This window comes from Ignatzschineria sp. PL_is040 (assembly GCF_055813795.1).
Genome location: NZ_JBVPGU010000001.1, coordinates 506,340 through 521,802, shown reverse-complemented (window position 1 = coordinate 521,802; position 15,463 = coordinate 506,340). Strand labels below are relative to the sequence as shown.

Genomic DNA, 15,463 nt, shown 5'->3' with positions numbered 1-15,463 from the left:
TTTTGAGTGTGGTCTTTTATTGGCTATGCAAAATTTTAGTGATGCAGAGAAAGGAGAGCATAATGGAGCGAGAGAGTGTAATAAGTGGCGCTAGGATAGTGGCTGCCGGCAATATGAGGGGAAAGAGCGCTAATCATCCCTTTGAATCAAGGGGAGGGGAAAACTCTTTTCGCCAAAAATTGGAAAAGGGTGTAAAAGTAGCCGGACTCTTTCTTTTAGGGGGTATTCTAGCCGCCTGTGGTGATTCCTCAGATGCAGATCATAAAGTTTTACGAGTTGGAATGCCGCCCAGTGCGCACAATATTTTAGTAGAAAAGGTTGTCAAGCCGGAGTTAGAAGCGAAAGGATATGAGGTTGTTTTTCGTAATTTTGGTGCATTACGGGATGCAAATAGCGCTTTAGTTGAAGGGGGAATCGATTTTCATACCGCTCAACATCAGGCTTATCTCGATGTCTATAATCGAGAAACAGAGGCAGATCTTGTCTCTGTTGTGCATACGCCTTCAATCCCGGCATTTATCTATTCTACTCGGCAGAAATCGTTAGATACGGTAGAAGAGGGCGCTTCTATTTTAGTGCCGAATGATCCCTCGAATGCGGCACGTTCTTATGCCTTATTGCAGAAGATCGGTTGGATTGAGTTAGATCCTCAAGTTGATTTGGCGATTGTGACGGCTAGAGATATCACCAAAAATAGTAAAAACTTACAATTTACAGAGGTGGATTCTGCCTTAATTCCTCGTCTTCTCGAGGAGATCGATTATGGTGTGATGCCGGGTGGTGTTGCACTATTAGGGGGAATAGGGCCCGAATACGCATTAGCTCATGAGACCTTTCTTCCTGATCTTGAACTGATGGTTACAGTGAGGAAGGAGGATCAAAATGCACCCTGGATTGATGATCTAAAAGCGGCATTTAAATCGGATAAGATGCGCCACTTTATTGAAACTGATCCTGAAATTGCCGGCTGGTTTATCTGGCCTGAAGGTTAGAGATTCATTTTCTTTCTTAAATGATCGCGATAAATTAAGTTTAAAATGAGTCATTTTTTAACTAAGTGTGAATATTTGTTGATCAATCCCCCTTTTTATCTTTAAGAAAAGAGGGAGTCCTTTTTTAAGGATTTGAGTAGGTAATGGTGCTTAATTAAAATGATAGTGACACTTAAATGTCTCTTTTTTCTAAAAAGGTAATATTTTTATTAACCATCTAATTGCTTGATAATACTGATACTTTTAGGGCTGTTTTTTGTGAGATGTCTAATCTTATAAAAAATATTCTGTTTTTTTGTGAAATATTTTCAGGGAGATAAAAATAGATCTCTCTTCATTGAAAAAAGTTATCACTTTAGAATAGTTGCTAAAAATTGATCATGATCAATAAAATTTTCTCGTGATAAGATACGCGCTTATAAATTTTTAGGTGTTTTAACATAATTATTTGAAGTGGAGTTTTTATATGAGTATTTCACGTAGAAAATTTCTTCTAGGTGCTGGTGCTGTCGGCGTTTTAGGGGCTGGTGCAGCTGTAACCCCCATGATTCGTAGAGAGGGGACCTTAATTTCAACAACTTCTCGCGCACCATATGTTGCGGGAACTGAGGGTCCTTTACCGAAAGAGTCGGATGTGGTGATTATCGGTGCGGGTATTCAAGGAATTATGAGTGCGATCAACATGCGTGAGCGTGGTATGAGCGTGACAATTGTTGAGAAGGGTGAAGTTGCAGGGGAACAATCAGGACGTGCTTATAGCCAAATTATCAGCTATAAAACAGCGCCGGAGATCTTCCCACTTCATCACTATGGTAAAAAATTGTGGCGCGAGATGAATGCTCGCATCGGGGCAGATACTTCCTATCGTACGCAAGGCCGTGTAGAGGCGATTATCACGCCAGAAGAGCTTGCAACTGTTCAAGAGTGGATTGCACTTAACTCACAAAATCCAGGATTTGATACACCTTTAAAGACCCGTATCATCCAAGGTAAAGAGTTAGCAGATCGTCTTCCTAATGCTCAAACAGCTTGGGAAATTGCAGGTTTTGAAGAAGATGCCGGAAGTGTTGATCCAGAGCGCGGTACAACGGTTTTAGCAGAGTATGCAAAACGTATCGGTGTGAAGATCTTTACCAATTGTGCAGCCCGCGGTATTGAGACTGAAGGTGGCAAGATCACAGAAGTTGTCACTGAAAAAGGGGCAATTAAAACCAATCTTGTTGTATTAGCGAATGGTTTCTGGGCGCGTCTCTTTATGGGGAATATGGGTGTTGATCTTCCTACGCTCAATGTCTATCTCTCACAACAGGTGGTAGAAGGAGCAGAAGGCGCACCAAGAGGTAACGTCCATCTTCCAAATGGTATCCATTTCCGTGAACAATCTGATGGGACTTATGCGGTTGCACCGCGTATCTTTACAAGTTCTATCACTAAAGATAGCTTCCTCTTAGGTCCTAAATTTATGCATCTCTTAGGTGGAGAAGATCTTCCATTAGAGTTTAAATTAGGAAGTGATCTCTACAACTCATTCACTATGAAAACATCATGGAGCATGGATGAAGTAACACCATTTGAAGAGTATCGTGTTGCCTCTGCAACGCCTAACAACGAACATCTTGATGGTGTATTTGATCGTATGAAGGCAGAGTTCCCACAATTTGCAGATTCTAAAGTGATCGAGCGTTGGGGCGCATGCATTGCACCAACAGCAGATGGTTCACCCATTATCTCTGAAGTTGAAAAATATCCAGGTCTTGTGATCAATACGGCAACAGGTTGGGGGATGAGTGAAAGCCCAGCAGCAGGTGAACTTACGGCTGATCTTATTATGGGTAGAACACCGATTATCGATCCAACGCCATACAGCATTAAGCGTTTCTCATAATTATCGGTATAGGTCTATCGGTATAGATCTGTTCTATCTGCTATAACTTCATCTATTGATCTCTATACATCTATACATTTCAATTAATTGAAATCAGTTGAGGTTAGTTGAGATTGATAGATATTGGCAGAATAATGCAGTTCTATTGAGTTCGCTAAAAATAGTAAACCCAACGGTTTCTCTATCGCTAAGATAGTAAGCCGTTGGGTTTTTTGTCGAAACTCCATGCTAAGCTCTGCTAGAAACTTGCATTGAGTAGATAGGCATCCCCTCTTCTTGGCGCATGTTTACGAATGCGCTCCATCTCTGCCGGGATCTGAATAAATTGATTGGTCATCTCCACAATACAGCGATCGAGCTGATCATTGCCGCTACTCTTATAGATGCCTGTTCGTAAAGGGTTTTCATAGATAATAAGCGCTACACGATATTGGCGATTTTGCCCTTTGATATAGCGGTCATAACATTGGGTCGACTTGAGAGAGACATTGTACTCCAATCTACGAATGTGGCTCTCAGCAGCATTATAGATATTGCGATAAGCTCTCACTTCTGCTTTTTCTATCTTCTCTTCATCTGTCTGCTTCTCCTCTTCGATCGGTATCGGTTCACTATCGGGAGAATCGAGGTAGTGGACGATAAGGGGTGTCGATTCTGCTTTTTGCATCTCTTCAAGAACTTCATCAATCTCTACAACTTCATCATTGCTCTCATCAAGCATCTCATTAAGAATATCATCTTTTATTTCATCTTCTATTTCATCGCGTGAGTCATTAACGGCATCATCTACCGCTATATCGTTCTCCTTAAAGTTTTGTGGGTTATATTGTTTAAGAAGATCGATAAATTGAGGTGAATAGTAGTTCGGTTGATCGCTATCATCTTCACTCTCTTCCCAGTTTTTATCGAGAAATGGTGTCTCTTCTAAAAGGGCAATTGCATCATCTACTAACTTTTGGTAAGGATTCTCCTCTGTTGTAATGATACGGCGATAATCTCCCTTTTCTCTTGGGGGTAAAATATCATCTTGCAGATATTCGTCATCCTCAGATGTATTACGTTGATAGGGCAGCGGTTCGTCAGTAGCTTCTTCCTCTAAGTCCTCTTCTAAGTTCTCCTCTAAATCTGCCTCTGAAGGTTCATCCTCTTTTTGAGTATCCTCACTCTCTTCTTCTAACGCCATCTCATCACTACTTTCCTCGATTGTGGTGGCTTCTACTGTTTTTGGTGCTATCTGCTCTTCATCGATCTCTTCATTGATCTCTTTATCGCTGGTTTGATCTGCCGGTGCTTCAACCTCATTTGTTGGAATCAGTGTCACCGCAAGTAGCCCCTCTTGTTGATAGAGTTCAATACGATTTTGCTCATCATGGAGCATCAGATAGCCGATGCCGGTATGTAAAAATAGGGCGATGAGTAGGGCGATGATAAAGAGGGTGCGATCATTCATAGAATCTTCAATTATTCCATTGCGTCAGCAGAGTTGTAGGCTCTCTCTATTAGATAGAGAAAGGGAGGATTATTTTTCTGATTGATAAATTGCTGGCAAAAGACATGATATTGTCGTTGATCCAAAGTTGAAAGATATTGTGCTAATTGATCTCGCTCCTCTTTTCCTGCCTCATGTCCATGATAGACGGCGATCACCATCACGCCATAAGGTTTGAGGAGTGAGAGCCCAATTTTAACACTTTGCAGGGTTGAATCTGCCACGGTTGTGATCGATTTATCACCTCGAGGAAGATAGCCGAGATTGTAGATAATAAAATCGACTCTCTCTTGGGGTTCAAGATAGCGCTCAAAGTGAATATGGCTATCGTGGATTAACGTTATTTTGGGGAGATTAATATCTGCTTTTTCGAGTAATTGCCGGCTTCGCTCAATCGCTTCTTTTTGAATATCGAAACTGTAGAGACGACCTTTGGGCCCTAATCGTTCAGATATTTTGAGGGTATCTTGCCCATTGCCTAATGTTGCGTCAATGACAGTACTCTCCGGCATTATAAAACGCTCAATATAACGGTCGATAATGGGATGGATAGAAGTTAAAAATTGATAACGCTTCATAGAGATATAATCTGCCTACACGGCTGTTGATGAAGATTGATAAATATGGATGACCTTTATAAGAGTCAGACAATGTTAATTAAAATCGCTAACAAATAGGAGTATCATACCATGTTTATGGGCTGTTATTGAGCAGATAAAGCAAGCTAAAAAGATTACTCTTATAGAGGATTTATAGATCTATTGTTTATTGATCTATTGTATATATCTATTTGTATATATCTATTTGGACGACCTTGATCTAGATATAGATCTAGATCGAGGTTGATATGATAAGTTTGTATCTGAGTTAATTGATGGACGCTTGGAGAATTAAAAAGAGGAGCGATAAGTAATGGCGAAGAGAAGAATAACCGATCTGTTGCGGATGAAAGCAGCATCAGAAAAAATTGCAATGTTAACCTGTTATGAAGCGGGTTTTGCTAAAGAGATGAAGGATGCGGGTGTTGATGCCATCCTCGTTGGAGATTCATTAGGAATGGTAGTGCAGGGACATGGTTCGACACTGCCGGTTACATTGGAAGAGATGATCTACCATACGGAAAATATTGTGCGGAGTCATCCTGATGCATTTATCGTGGTTGATCTCCCTTTTGGATCGTATGAAGGCAGTTGTGAGGAGGCATTTCGTGCAGCTTCAGCATTGATGAAAGCAGGGGCAGAGATGGTTAAGCTCGAAGGAGGTGCGGGCATGGCAAAGATGACGGCCTTCTTAACTGCTAGAGGAATCCCTGTCTGTGGTCATGTAGGGCTTTTACCGCAATCGGTACATTTAACCGGCGGTTATCGTGTTCAAGGGCGAGATTTGCAAGTGGCGGCGCAGTTGATTGAAGATGCTAGAGCGCATCAAAGTGCCGGGGCACAATTGATGGTTGTCGAGTGTGTTCCTGAAGAGGTGGGAGAAGCTCTCTCTATCGCACTCGATATTCCTGTGATCGGTATTGGTGCCGGCGCTTTAACGGATGGGCAGGTCTTAGTGATGCACGATATGCTCGGTGTCAGAGGAGAGGTTGCGCCTCGTTTTGTCAAAAACTTCTTAGCGAGTAGTGCCGAGAAAGGAGATCCATCGATTGAGGGTGCTTTTAAGAATTATGTGACTGAGGTAAAAACGGGAGTATTCCCAGGAAAAGAGCATCTTTTCTAACGGTTTGAATTTTTTATTATGATAAAAGTCTTCAATAAATTGGGGGAGATAGATAGTGAAAGTTTTAAAAAGTGTGGCAGAAGTACGTCAATGGCGAAAAGCGCATGATGAGGTTGCATTTGTACCAACAATGGGTAACTTGCATGCCGGGCACCTCTCTTTAGTAGCAGAGGCGAAACGACGTTGTGAGAATGTGATTGTCTCGATCTTTGTCAATCCACTGCAATTTGGTGAGGGAGAAGATCTCGATAGTTATCCGCGAACGATAGAAGCGGATATGGAAAAGTTGGAAGCTGCTGGTGTTTCGGCGCTCTTTCTTCCAACAGAAGAGATATTGTATGGGGAAGATGCGCCATTTTTAGTGGTGCCACCTAAATCGCTTATCGGTGAGCTTTGTGGGCGTGATCGTCCCGGCCACTTTGAAGGAGTTGCAACGGTAGTGACAAAGTTTTTCAATATTGTTACTCCCACTTATGCTTGTTTTGGTAAGAAAGATTACCAACAGCTTAAAGTGATCGAAGCGCTTGTGGCGGCACTCAATTTTGATATTAAGATTATTCCGGTGGATATTGAACGAGAAGAGAGTGGTTTAGCGCTTTCAAGTCGTAATGGCTATTTAAGTGATGAAGAGCGTCAGCAAGCGACAAAAATTTCTGAAGTACTAAAGGTATTGAAGGAGAATCTATTAGCACTTGATCCGGCATCGCGTCCTGAAAATTACCATTCATACGAAGATGAAGCACGCACTATTTTAGAGCGGGAAGGCTTTGTTGTGGATTATCTCTCGATTCGGGAGCAAAAGACGCTACAGTTAGCCACTCAGAAAGACCAACATCTTGTAGTCTTAGTAGCTGCAAAATGTGGTAAAACAAGGCTTTTAGATAATATCGAGATCAACTATTAAATTTGATTAATTCACGTTTAAGTTGAGAAAGGAGATGTGATCCATCTCCTTTTTTGTCGATTATTACTAATGACTATATTAGAAAAGAGGTAAAAAAGAGGCTGAACGCTGCCGGTCCTCACTGTCGCGCTCTTCCAAAGATTACACGCCGGCAATCGGCATTGAAGATGCCGATTTGCGGGCATGCAGAGGGAAAAAGAGCGAGATGGTAAACTCCCGCCGTTCAACAGATTTTCTTATAGATTGAATCGATTAAACAACAGAAGCTGATGAGTTGCCGGAGATCACCACTGCATGCTTCCATAAATCGTATGCCGGCAGATAGCAACCTCATTACTCATAAGAAACATCACTTTAAAGATATTATTCCCGGCATTAAGGCATCAAAGATGCCAACCTGCGGGCATGCGGTGGGAAAAAGAGCGAGATGGTAAGCTCCCGCTTTTCAACGAATCATCTTAAGAATCATTGATTGAAAAAAGAGGCTGAACGCTGCCGGTCCTCATTGTCGCGCTCTTCCAAAGATTACACGCCGGCAATGGGCATCAAAGGTGCCAACCTGCGGGCATGCAGAGGCAAAAAGAGCGAGATGGTAAACTCCCGCGGCTCAACAGATTCTCTTATGGATTGAATCGATTAAACTACAGAAGCTGATGAGTTGCCGGAGATTACCACTGCATGCTTCCAAAAACCACGCGCCGGCAAATTGGCAATCTCCTATTGCCGATACTGCATGCTTCCATAAATCGCGTGCCGGCAGAGGGTGCTGGCAAGATGATTTCAATTGTTGAGATTACGACATTTTTTCTTTGTTACATTGTTGTCACATACGCTTTGTATACTGTTTTCAGTCGCGGGAGAATGTATCAATCAGACAGACCCCCGTCTCCTTAAATCATAAACTTTTAATTTTGTACACTTAGGAGAGTTTTTATAATGAAAACAGTAAAGAGCAGTATCGCTAAATTGACCGCAGCAGTTGCATTGGGTGTTGCTATCACTACTACAGGTGCTATGGCAAAAGATCCCATCACTGTAACAGGCGCAGGCGCTTCTTTCCCGGCACCTGTCTATGCGAAATGGGCCGCTGAGTATGCGAAAGAGACGGGCAATCGAATCAACTATCAATCGATCGGTTCTTCCGCTGGTGTTAAACAGATCGATGCTGGCACCGTGGATTTTGGGGCAACGGATGCACCTCTATCAGAAGAGCAGTTAGCTGAGAAAGGTTTAATCCAATTCCCAACCGTGATCGGTGGTGTTGTTCTTGCAATCAATGTTGATGGAATCAAAACGAATGAACTCGTATTAGATGGTGAGACATTAGGGGATATCTATCTTGGTAAAATCACTAAGTGGAATGATGAAGCGATTGCAAAGTTAAACCCTAATCTTAAACTTCCTAATCAAGATATCTCTGTTGTCCGTCGTGCAGATGGTTCAGGAACCTCCTTTATCTTCACCGGCTATCTTGCAAAGGTGAATGATGCTTGGAAAGATCAGGTAGGAAGTGGTTCAACAGTGAACTGGCCTGTGGGAATTGGTGGTAAAGGGAATGATGGTGTTACCGCATTTGTTCAGCGTATCGAAGGTTCAATTGGCTATGTTGAGTATGCTTATGCAAAGCAGAATAACTTAAGCTATACCAAGTTGATCTCAAAAGATGGTGAAATTGTTAGTCCAGGTATCGACTCCTTCAGTGCTGCGGCAAAAGAGGTGAAGTGGAATGAATCCTTTGTACAAGATCTCACTGATAAGCCAGGTAAAAATGCATGGCCTTTAGCAGCAACGACCTTTATCCTTCTCCATAAAGAGCAGAATAAGCCTGAAGTTGCAAAAGAGATCGTTAATTTCTTCAACTGGGGTTATGGCAAGCAAGGTCAAGAGATCGTTATCGGATTAGACTATGCGCCACTTCCTGAAAATGTAGTGAAAATTATCGATACGACTTTAAAAAATGAGCTTATCATCAAATAGATCAGCAGATAGAAGTTACCATATCTCTATATAGATGATAAGAATGAGATAAGAATGGTGAGAATATTAAAAAGTATTGATCTTAAGCGATAATAGAATACCCAATCGATGAGAAGAGACTTCGGTTGGGTTTTCCATATCCAAAAAATTTAAAAGCTTAAAAAATCTAAAAATCGAGTCATCGAGATAGTGAAAGAAGAGATTGAATGAAAAGTATTAAAAAACCACAATCGGCTCTGCCAGATCAGCTTTTTGCTTTCAGCGTTCGTGCTGCAGCGATCTTTGTTCTGATCCTTTTAACCGGGATTATGCTCTCCCTTATTATTGCATCTATGCCAAGTATTAAGGAGTTTGGGCTCAAGTTCCTTTGGACGAAGGAGTGGGATGCGCCGATGGATCAATTTGGTGCCTTAGTCCCGATCTACGGTACAATCATTACCTCCATTATTGCGCTAGTGATTGCCGTACCGGTCAGCTTTGGGATTGCAATATTTTTAACAGAGCTAGCGCCCCCTTGGTTGCGTCGCCCAGTCGGGGTTGCTGTAGAGCTTCTCGCGGCTATTCCCAGTATTGTCTATGGGATGTGGGGACTCTTTGTTTTTGCACCCCTTTTTGCAAAATATTTCCAAAAACCACTCGAATCTTTTAGTAAAGGGATTCCTTTTCTCGATGAGATCTTTAAAGGCCCCGCTTTTGGAATCGGTATTTTAACAGCCGGCATTATTCTTGCCATTATGATTATCCCGTATATCGCTTCAGTGATGCGCGATGTCTTTGAGCGAACGCCTCGTATTATGAAGGAGTCCGCTTATGGCTTAGGAGCAACGACATGGGAGGTGATCTGGAAAGTGATTCTTCCCTATACGAAAAAAGGGGTTTTTGGGGGTGTCATGTTAGGGTTAGGGCGCGCACTAGGAGAGACAATGGCGGTGACCTTTGTGATCGGTAATACCTATCAATTTGATAGCTTCTCCCTCTTTGCTCCCGGCAATAGTATCACCTCATCGTTAGCTAATGAGTTTGCCGAAGCATCGAGTGAGCTTCATACGGCAGCGTTAATGGAGTTAGGGCTTCTCCTCTTTATTATTACCTTTATCGTATTGGCGATCTCAAAAATATTTATGAAGCAGGAGCGTGCATAAGATGAACGTTATAAATAGTAGTAGAGAGAATAGCAGAGAGAATAGTGGAAATAGCGGAGATATGGAAAAGAATAGGGTATCGCAAGATCAACACCATGGGCGCCAAATGACCCATCTTTCACGTGTGAAGAAGCAGCAACGCCGAAAAGTGATCAATCAATTTGCGATTGGACTCTCTTTAGTTGCAATGGCTTTTGGGCTTTTCTGGTTAATCTGGATCTTATGGACAACAGCAACGAAAGGAATGGGGGGAATCTCATTACAATTTTTCACCGAGATGACGCCACCGCCCAATAGTGAAGGGGGCGGATTACTCAATGCGATTGTAGGAAGTGGCATTCTAATTCTCTGGGCAACGGTGATCGGTACACCATTGGGGATTTTAGCGGGGATCTATCTGGCTGAATATAATAGTAATGGCAAGCTCGCTTCTGTTATTCGCTTTATCAATGATATTCTCCTCTCGGCACCCTCTATTGTGATCGGACTCTTTGTCTATACTGTTGTCGTTGTGCGGATGGGGCATTACTCTGCGATTGCCGGGATTATCGCTTTAGCATTGATTCAGATCCCGATTGTGATTCGGACAACAGAGAATATGCTACTCCTGATACCTCATACTTTGCGAGAAGCGGCTTATGCTTTAGGAACACCTAAGTGGAAGATTATTCTGCGAATTACCCTAAAATCATCACTTTCAGGCATTATGACGGGGATTCTTTTAGCGGTTGCGCGTATCTCGGGTGAGACAGCGCCGCTCCTCTTTACGACGCTTTCGAATCAGTTCTGGAGTACCGACCTTATGGAGCCGATGGCGAGTTTACCGGTTACGATCTATAACTTTGCGATGACGCCAGATAGTAATCTTCAAGCATTAGCATGGGCAGGGGTCTTCTTTATCACGATGGCGATCTTAGCACTCAATATCATTGTGCGGATCTTCTTTAAATCTAATAATCGTGATTAGTGGGGCAGAAAGTAGATTGAGTGCATTGTTACACTCCTGTTACATAATGAATTTATAATAGCGAACTTATACTCGGTATAATCGCTCGATATAATCGCTCGACCTTTAGTAGAGAACTCATGAGGTTTGAAAATAAGCGCCAAATAGGGCATCTAATCATGCTTAAGGTGAGCGAATCTCTTAATAGATGTAGGAAGATAGAATGAATTTAGAAGCTAAACAGAATGTCGATTCTCATGATGCATTTGCGGCAGCGGCGGTTAAACCTCCCGTTAAAGAGGAGCGCCCGGCAAAAATTAGTGTTAGAAATTTAAACTTTTATTATCATAAATTTCACGCACTTCACGATATTACACTCGATATTCCCGAAAATCAGGTAACGGCTTTTATCGGCCCATCTGGTTGTGGTAAATCAACACTGCTTCGAACCTTTAATAAGATGTTTGAACTCTATCCCGAGCAGCGCGCTGAAGGGGAGATCTTAATCAATGGCGAGAATATCTTAACCTCCAAGCAAGATGTCGCTCTCCTTCGTGCCAATGTTGGCATGGTGTTTCAAAAGCCCACTCCTTTTCCAATGTCGATCTATGACAATATCGCCTTTGGCGTTAAACTCTTTGAAAATCTCTCAAGAGCAGATATGGATGCTCGGGTAGAGTGGGCCTTAACAAAAGCGGCACTCTGGTCGGAGACTAAGGATAAGCTGCATGAACATGGCACTAATCTCTCCGGCGGGCAGCAGCAACGATTGAGTATCGCGCGTGCAATTGCTATTCGCCCGGAGATTCTTCTAATGGATGAGCCCTGTTCTGCACTTGACCCCATCTCAACAGGGAAGATTGAAGAGTTGATCTTTGAGCTAAAAGAGGATTACACCATCGTGATGGTGACCCACAATATGCAACAGGCGGCGCGCTGTTCCGATAAGACGGCATTTATGTATCTCGGCGATCTGATCGAATTTGATGATACGGATACGATCTTTACAAAACCGAATCATAAACAGACAGAAGATTATATTACGGGTCGCTACGGTTAATGGTAAAGCATGAATATCAGCATGAATATCAGCATCAATCGTAGAGCGCTAATGATGAGCGTTGAGAACGAGATTTATGTATGGGATTTATATACGGGATTTGAGTAGGAACTTAATTTGAGAAGGGAAGCGGACGCATGAAGAAGTTAGATTTTACGAGCCATATCTCAGCACAATTTAATGCTGAGCTTGAGCGCTCGATGAGTAAAGTATTGGAGATGGGCGGTTTAACAGAGCGTCAGATTCGTGATTCGATTAAAGCGATGAGTCAACGTGATGAGGCATTAGCACATGCCATTATTGAGCGAGATGAGGTGATCAATGAGCTAGAAGTTGAGATCAATGAGCTCTGTATTATGATTATTGCAAAGCGACAACCGACAGCGAGCGATCTTCGTCTTCTAATTGTGATTATTAAGACAATCGCCGAGCTTGAGCGCATCGCCGATACTGCCCGAAACATTGCTAAAATGGCCTATATTACGCCGGCACCGGAGCATCTTGATGCAATTACGGTCTCTTTAGAATCTCTAGCGATTCGGAGCCTTAACTTCTTTGAAAAGGTATTAGATGCCTTTGCACGTATGGATCTTGAGGCAGTCTTATCGATCTATCCAGAGGATGATAAGATCGATAGTGAATATGAGAATATTATTCGTCAGTTGATGACCTATATGATGGAAGATCCTCGCTCTATCCCTTCTATCTTAAAGGCGATGAATTGTGCGCGTTCTTTAGAGCGAATAGGGGATCGATGCCAAAATATCTGCGAATTTATTATCTACTTCGTCAAAGGGGTAGATATTCGTGTACAGAAGAATGAGCGATTACAGGAGCTTCTTGATCAGCGAGATCGCAAAGCACTTTAACCCTTGCTATAAGGGCTTTGTGATTAAGAACTCGATGGAGGATCAGTTTAAAATATGAACTGATCCTTTTTTATTGTTCGCTTTTACCGCCTTCTTTTACCGTTTACCTATATCGTTATAGAATCTCTGTTTGAATATTGTTCGATCACTATCGAGATCATTTTTATGTCACTATTTCAGTGACAAAGGGAAGCGGTTAGCAAATAATAGGGCATTGATATCTATTATTAATCTACTATTCAAACCTTTATATTTACCCTTATATTTTTCTTATATTTATCTTTTATATTCTTGCTATCTCTTGTCAATTGATCATATCGCTTCAGCTTTGATCATGAGATCTGATGCCGGCAAATCATTTAGGAGTATCGATGTCTCTCTCTTTTCAAACTATTACATCATTTAAAAAATCTCTTTTCTGTACAGGTGCTTTACTCTTAGTAGCAGGGCTTTCACTCTTTTCTCCGATCGCTTCTGCTCAATCAGTCCCCATTGATAACTTTAAAAATTGCCTTATAGAGCGTACTTCTGATGTTGATCGGGTAGAGTTGGCTCAATGGGTCTATTCGGCGATCTCTTCCCATCCTTATTTAGTGGCCTATTCGGCGATTACTCCGGCAGATCGACGCTTGATGAATCAGCGCGTTGCACGTCTTTATGAGCGTCTTGTTACTCAAGATTGTAAAATTGCTTTAGCAATGTTAGTGGTGACAGATCAAGTTGAAGAGGGGATGGAAGTCGGTTTTAGTGCATTAGGAGAGATCGCAATGCTCTCTCTATTAGAGGATGAGAGTGTGCTTGAGAGTATTGAAGAGTATGCTAAATATCTCGATGTTGAGAAATTTGCCGATCTTTTTGAGATCGATAATTGATTGGCTGATCGACTTAGTCTTCATTAAGTCTTCATTAAAGCGCTATGGCGTTGTTAGAAGATACTATTAATGGTGGGTGATTAGAGATTAGATCTCTCCCCACACTTGCAATTAATAGTTGCTGTTCGGCGTAAATCCGTTAGAATGATCGCCTTTCATTCGTGGTTCGCAATCCTCCCACATAAAAAAACTAAGGAATTAATCGATGATTCAATACAACTTTACGCCAGAGCAGCGGCAGCGGGCGCTCTATATACTCTCCTTTTTTCATATTCTGATTATTGCCTCAAGTAACTACCTTGTGCAGTTACCCTTTACGATCTTCGGCTTTCATACCACTTGGGGAGCATTTACATTTCCCTTTATCTTTTTGACCACCGATTTGACGATACGGATTTTTGGGGCATCATTAGCGCGGAGGATTATCTTTGTTGTGATGATTCCGGCATTGATGATCTCTTATCTTCTCTCTGTTCTCTTCTTTAAAGGTTTATGGGTCGGTTGGGAATCGTTAGCAACCTTCAATCTCTTTGTTGCGCGTATTGCACTTGCGAGTTTCTCAGCATATCTCGTTGGGCAGTTGATCGATATCACTGTTTTTAACTATCTACGTCAAAATCAGCGTTGGTGGGTTGCACCGAGTGCCGCGGCTGTTGTGGGGAATTTAATCGATACCCTAGTCTTCTTTAGTATTGCGTTTTATCAGAGTGATGATGATTTCATGGCAGAAAATTGGCCAGAAATCGCTATGGTGGATTACTTTTTTAAGATCGTTATCTCAGCAATCTTCTTCCTCCCGCTCTATGGAATATTACTCAACTATCTTTTAAGAAAATTAGCTTCTCTTAAGAGTAAATAGATAGAGCAGGGTAATAGTGTGCCGGTGATGAATCGATCAGATTACGATTCATGCCGGCACGTGGTTTTTGGAGGTATGCAGAAGTGACCTCCGGCAACTCATCAGCTTCTGTTGTTTAATTGATTTAATCCACAAGAAAATCTGTTGAGCGGCGGGAGAGAACCATCTCGCTCTTTTCACCACTGCATGCCCGCAGGTCGGCATCTTCGATGCCCATTGCCGGCGTGTAATCTCTGGAAGAACGTGATAGTGAGGACCGGCACCGTTTAGCTTTTTTCATTTCGAAAAATAGCTGATGATAGGAGATCATTATTTGCCGGCGCGGAATTGATGGAAATACGCGATAGTGATCTTCGGCAACTCATTAGCTTCTGTTGTTTAATTGATTCAATCCATAAGAAAATCTGTTGAGCGGCGGGAGTTTACCATCTCGCTCTTATTACCACTGCATGCCCGCAGGTCGGCATCTTCGATGCCGGGAATAATATCTTTAAAGTTGATGTTTCTTGTGAGTAATAAGGTTGCGATCTGCCGGCACGTGGCTTTTGGAAGCATGCAGTGGTGATCTCCGGCAGCTCATCAGTTTCTGTTGTTTAATTAATTCAATCCATAAGAAAATCTGTTGAGCGGCGGGAGTTTACCATCTCGCTCTTTTCACCACTTCATGCCCGCAGGTTGGTATCTTCGATGCCCCGTGCCGGCGCGTAATTTCTGGAAGTATGCAAGAGTGAAATCCGGCATCTCAT

18 protein-coding genes and 1 riboswitch are annotated in these 15,463 nt (G+C 42.2%); of the genes, 14 read left to right on the top strand and 4 right to left on the bottom strand.

Annotation, left to right across the window (positions count from 1 at the left end):
• Positions 1–62: 62 nt before the first annotated feature.
• On the top strand, positions 63–992 hold the full coding sequence (locus AC0SAP_RS02155) for a MetQ/NlpA family ABC transporter substrate-binding protein (RefSeq protein WP_473382682.1): 930 nt from the start codon (positions 63–65) through the stop codon (positions 990–992).
• Between the two features lie 466 nt (positions 993–1,458).
• Complete coding sequence (locus AC0SAP_RS02150; RefSeq protein ID WP_473382681.1) at positions 1,459–2,877, top strand: FAD-dependent oxidoreductase; 1,419 nt, start codon at positions 1,459–1,461, stop codon at positions 2,875–2,877.
• 238 nt (positions 2,878–3,115) lie between these two features.
• Here the strand turns inward: AC0SAP_RS02150 and AC0SAP_RS02145 are convergent, their stop codons facing one another.
• Positions 3,116–4,327, bottom strand: coding sequence for a hypothetical protein (locus tag AC0SAP_RS02145; protein ID WP_473382680.1), 1,212 nt, complete (start codon positions 4,325–4,327; stop codon positions 3,116–3,118).
• Positions 4,328–4,338: 11 nt separating this feature from the next.
• Positions 4,339–4,944 (bottom strand): tRNA 5-(aminomethyl)-2-thiouridylate-methyltransferase MnmM, encoded by a 606-nt coding sequence (gene mnmM / locus AC0SAP_RS02140; protein ID WP_473382678.1) that lies wholly within the window; start codon positions 4,942–4,944, stop codon positions 4,339–4,341.
• 334 nt (positions 4,945–5,278) lie between these two features.
• Here mnmM and panB point away from each other — a divergent pair, with 334 nt between their 5' ends.
• From panB to AC0SAP_RS02080, 12 genes are all read left to right on the top strand, one after another.
• A complete protein-coding gene (gene panB, locus AC0SAP_RS02135; protein WP_473382677.1) occupies positions 5,279–6,088 on the top strand; it encodes a 3-methyl-2-oxobutanoate hydroxymethyltransferase in 810 nt (269 codons plus the stop codon).
• A gap of 55 nt (positions 6,089–6,143) precedes the next feature.
• The gene (panC, locus tag AC0SAP_RS02130; protein WP_473382675.1) at positions 6,144–6,992 is read left to right on the top strand and encodes a pantoate--beta-alanine ligase; all 849 of its coding nucleotides are present in this window, start codon (positions 6,144–6,146) and stop codon (positions 6,990–6,992) included.
• Between the two features lie 269 nt (positions 6,993–7,261).
• Entirely contained in the window at positions 7,262–7,426 is a 165-nt protein-coding gene (locus AC0SAP_RS02125) for a hypothetical protein (protein ID WP_473382674.1), read from the top strand.
• A gap of 38 nt (positions 7,427–7,464) precedes the next feature.
• On the top strand, positions 7,465–7,623 hold the full coding sequence (locus AC0SAP_RS02120) for a hypothetical protein (protein ID WP_473382673.1): 159 nt from the start codon (positions 7,465–7,467) through the stop codon (positions 7,621–7,623).
• Between the two features lie 22 nt (positions 7,624–7,645).
• The gene (locus tag AC0SAP_RS02115; RefSeq protein WP_473382671.1) at positions 7,646–7,783 is read left to right on the top strand and encodes a hypothetical protein; all 138 of its coding nucleotides are present in this window, start codon (positions 7,646–7,648) and stop codon (positions 7,781–7,783) included.
• A gap of 145 nt (positions 7,784–7,928) precedes the next feature.
• Positions 7,929–8,969 (top strand): phosphate ABC transporter substrate-binding protein PstS, encoded by a 1,041-nt coding sequence (gene pstS, locus AC0SAP_RS02110; RefSeq protein ID WP_473382670.1) that lies wholly within the window; start codon positions 7,929–7,931, stop codon positions 8,967–8,969.
• A gap of 206 nt (positions 8,970–9,175) precedes the next feature.
• A complete protein-coding gene (gene pstC / locus AC0SAP_RS02105; RefSeq protein ID WP_473382668.1) occupies positions 9,176–10,111 on the top strand; it encodes a phosphate ABC transporter permease PstC in 936 nt (311 codons plus the stop codon).
• 61 nt (positions 10,112–10,172) lie between these two features.
• Positions 10,173–11,078 (top strand): phosphate ABC transporter permease PstA, encoded by a 906-nt coding sequence (gene pstA, locus AC0SAP_RS02100; RefSeq protein WP_473382989.1) that lies wholly within the window; start codon positions 10,173–10,175, stop codon positions 11,076–11,078.
• 202 nt (positions 11,079–11,280) lie between these two features.
• Positions 11,281–12,117 carry a phosphate ABC transporter ATP-binding protein PstB gene (gene pstB, locus AC0SAP_RS02095; RefSeq protein ID WP_286479632.1) on the top strand — a complete coding sequence of 279 codons (837 nt, stop codon included), beginning with the start codon at positions 11,281–11,283 and terminating at the stop codon, positions 12,115–12,117.
• 137 nt (positions 12,118–12,254) lie between these two features.
• Positions 12,255–12,986 carry a phosphate signaling complex protein PhoU gene (gene phoU / locus AC0SAP_RS02090; RefSeq protein WP_109235599.1) on the top strand — a complete coding sequence of 244 codons (732 nt, stop codon included), beginning with the start codon at positions 12,255–12,257 and terminating at the stop codon, positions 12,984–12,986.
• A 344-nt stretch (positions 12,987–13,330) separates the two neighbouring features.
• Entirely contained in the window at positions 13,331–13,858 is a 528-nt protein-coding gene (locus tag AC0SAP_RS02085; protein WP_473382666.1) for a hypothetical protein, read from the top strand.
• Between the two features lie 155 nt (positions 13,859–14,013).
• Positions 14,014–14,058, top strand: a riboswitch (PreQ1 riboswitch).
• Positions 14,059–14,063: 5 nt separating this feature from the next.
• Complete coding sequence (locus AC0SAP_RS02080; RefSeq protein ID WP_286479623.1) at positions 14,064–14,717, top strand: 7-cyano-7-deazaguanine/7-aminomethyl-7-deazaguanine transporter; 654 nt, start codon at positions 14,064–14,066, stop codon at positions 14,715–14,717.
• 124 nt (positions 14,718–14,841) lie between these two features.
• Here the strand turns inward: AC0SAP_RS02080 and AC0SAP_RS02075 are convergent, their stop codons facing one another.
• Together AC0SAP_RS02075 and AC0SAP_RS02070 are read right to left on the bottom strand one after the other, a co-directional pair.
• On the bottom strand, positions 14,842–14,997 hold the full coding sequence (locus AC0SAP_RS02075; RefSeq protein WP_473382665.1) for a hypothetical protein: 156 nt from the start codon (positions 14,995–14,997) through the stop codon (positions 14,842–14,844).
• A gap of 107 nt (positions 14,998–15,104) precedes the next feature.
• Positions 15,105–15,272 (bottom strand): hypothetical protein, encoded by a 168-nt coding sequence (locus tag AC0SAP_RS02070; RefSeq protein WP_473382663.1) that lies wholly within the window; start codon positions 15,270–15,272, stop codon positions 15,105–15,107.
• Positions 15,273–15,463: the final 191 nt, after the last annotated feature.

Excerpts from the sequence above, each read along its gene's own strand:
- AC0SAP_RS02155 (WP_473382682.1), top strand. The coding sequence starts at position 63 with ATGGAGCGAGAGAGTGTAATAAGTGGCGCTAGGATAGTGGCTGCCGGC.
- AC0SAP_RS02150 (WP_473382681.1), top strand. The coding sequence starts at position 1,459 with ATGAGTATTTCACGTAGAAAATTTCTTCTAGGTGCTGGTGCTGTCGGC.
- AC0SAP_RS02145 (WP_473382680.1), bottom strand. The coding sequence starts at position 4,327 with ATGAATGATCGCACCCTCTTTATCATCGCCCTACTCATCGCCCTATTT.
- mnmM (WP_473382678.1), bottom strand. The coding sequence starts at position 4,944 with ATGAAGCGTTATCAATTTTTAACTTCTATCCATCCCATTATCGACCGT.
- panB (WP_473382677.1), top strand. The coding sequence starts at position 5,279 with ATGGCGAAGAGAAGAATAACCGATCTGTTGCGGATGAAAGCAGCATCA.
- AC0SAP_RS02125 (WP_473382674.1), top strand. The coding sequence starts at position 7,262 with ATGAGTTGCCGGAGATCACCACTGCATGCTTCCATAAATCGTATGCCG.
- AC0SAP_RS02115 (WP_473382671.1), top strand. The coding sequence starts at position 7,646 with ATGAGTTGCCGGAGATTACCACTGCATGCTTCCAAAAACCACGCGCCG.
- pstS (WP_473382670.1), top strand. The coding sequence starts at position 7,929 with ATGAAAACAGTAAAGAGCAGTATCGCTAAATTGACCGCAGCAGTTGCA.
- pstC (WP_473382668.1), top strand. The coding sequence starts at position 9,176 with ATGAAAAGTATTAAAAAACCACAATCGGCTCTGCCAGATCAGCTTTTT.
- pstA (WP_473382989.1), top strand. The coding sequence starts at position 10,173 with ATGGAAAAGAATAGGGTATCGCAAGATCAACACCATGGGCGCCAAATG.
- pstB (WP_286479632.1), top strand. The coding sequence starts at position 11,281 with ATGAATTTAGAAGCTAAACAGAATGTCGATTCTCATGATGCATTTGCG.
- phoU (WP_109235599.1), top strand. The coding sequence starts at position 12,255 with ATGAAGAAGTTAGATTTTACGAGCCATATCTCAGCACAATTTAATGCT.
- AC0SAP_RS02085 (WP_473382666.1), top strand. The coding sequence starts at position 13,331 with ATGCCGGCAAATCATTTAGGAGTATCGATGTCTCTCTCTTTTCAAACT.
- AC0SAP_RS02080 (WP_286479623.1), top strand. The coding sequence starts at position 14,064 with ATGATTCAATACAACTTTACGCCAGAGCAGCGGCAGCGGGCGCTCTAT.
- AC0SAP_RS02075 (WP_473382665.1), bottom strand. The coding sequence starts at position 14,997 with ATGAAAAAAGCTAAACGGTGCCGGTCCTCACTATCACGTTCTTCCAGA.
- AC0SAP_RS02070 (WP_473382663.1), bottom strand. The coding sequence starts at position 15,272 with ATGCTTCCAAAAGCCACGTGCCGGCAGATCGCAACCTTATTACTCACA.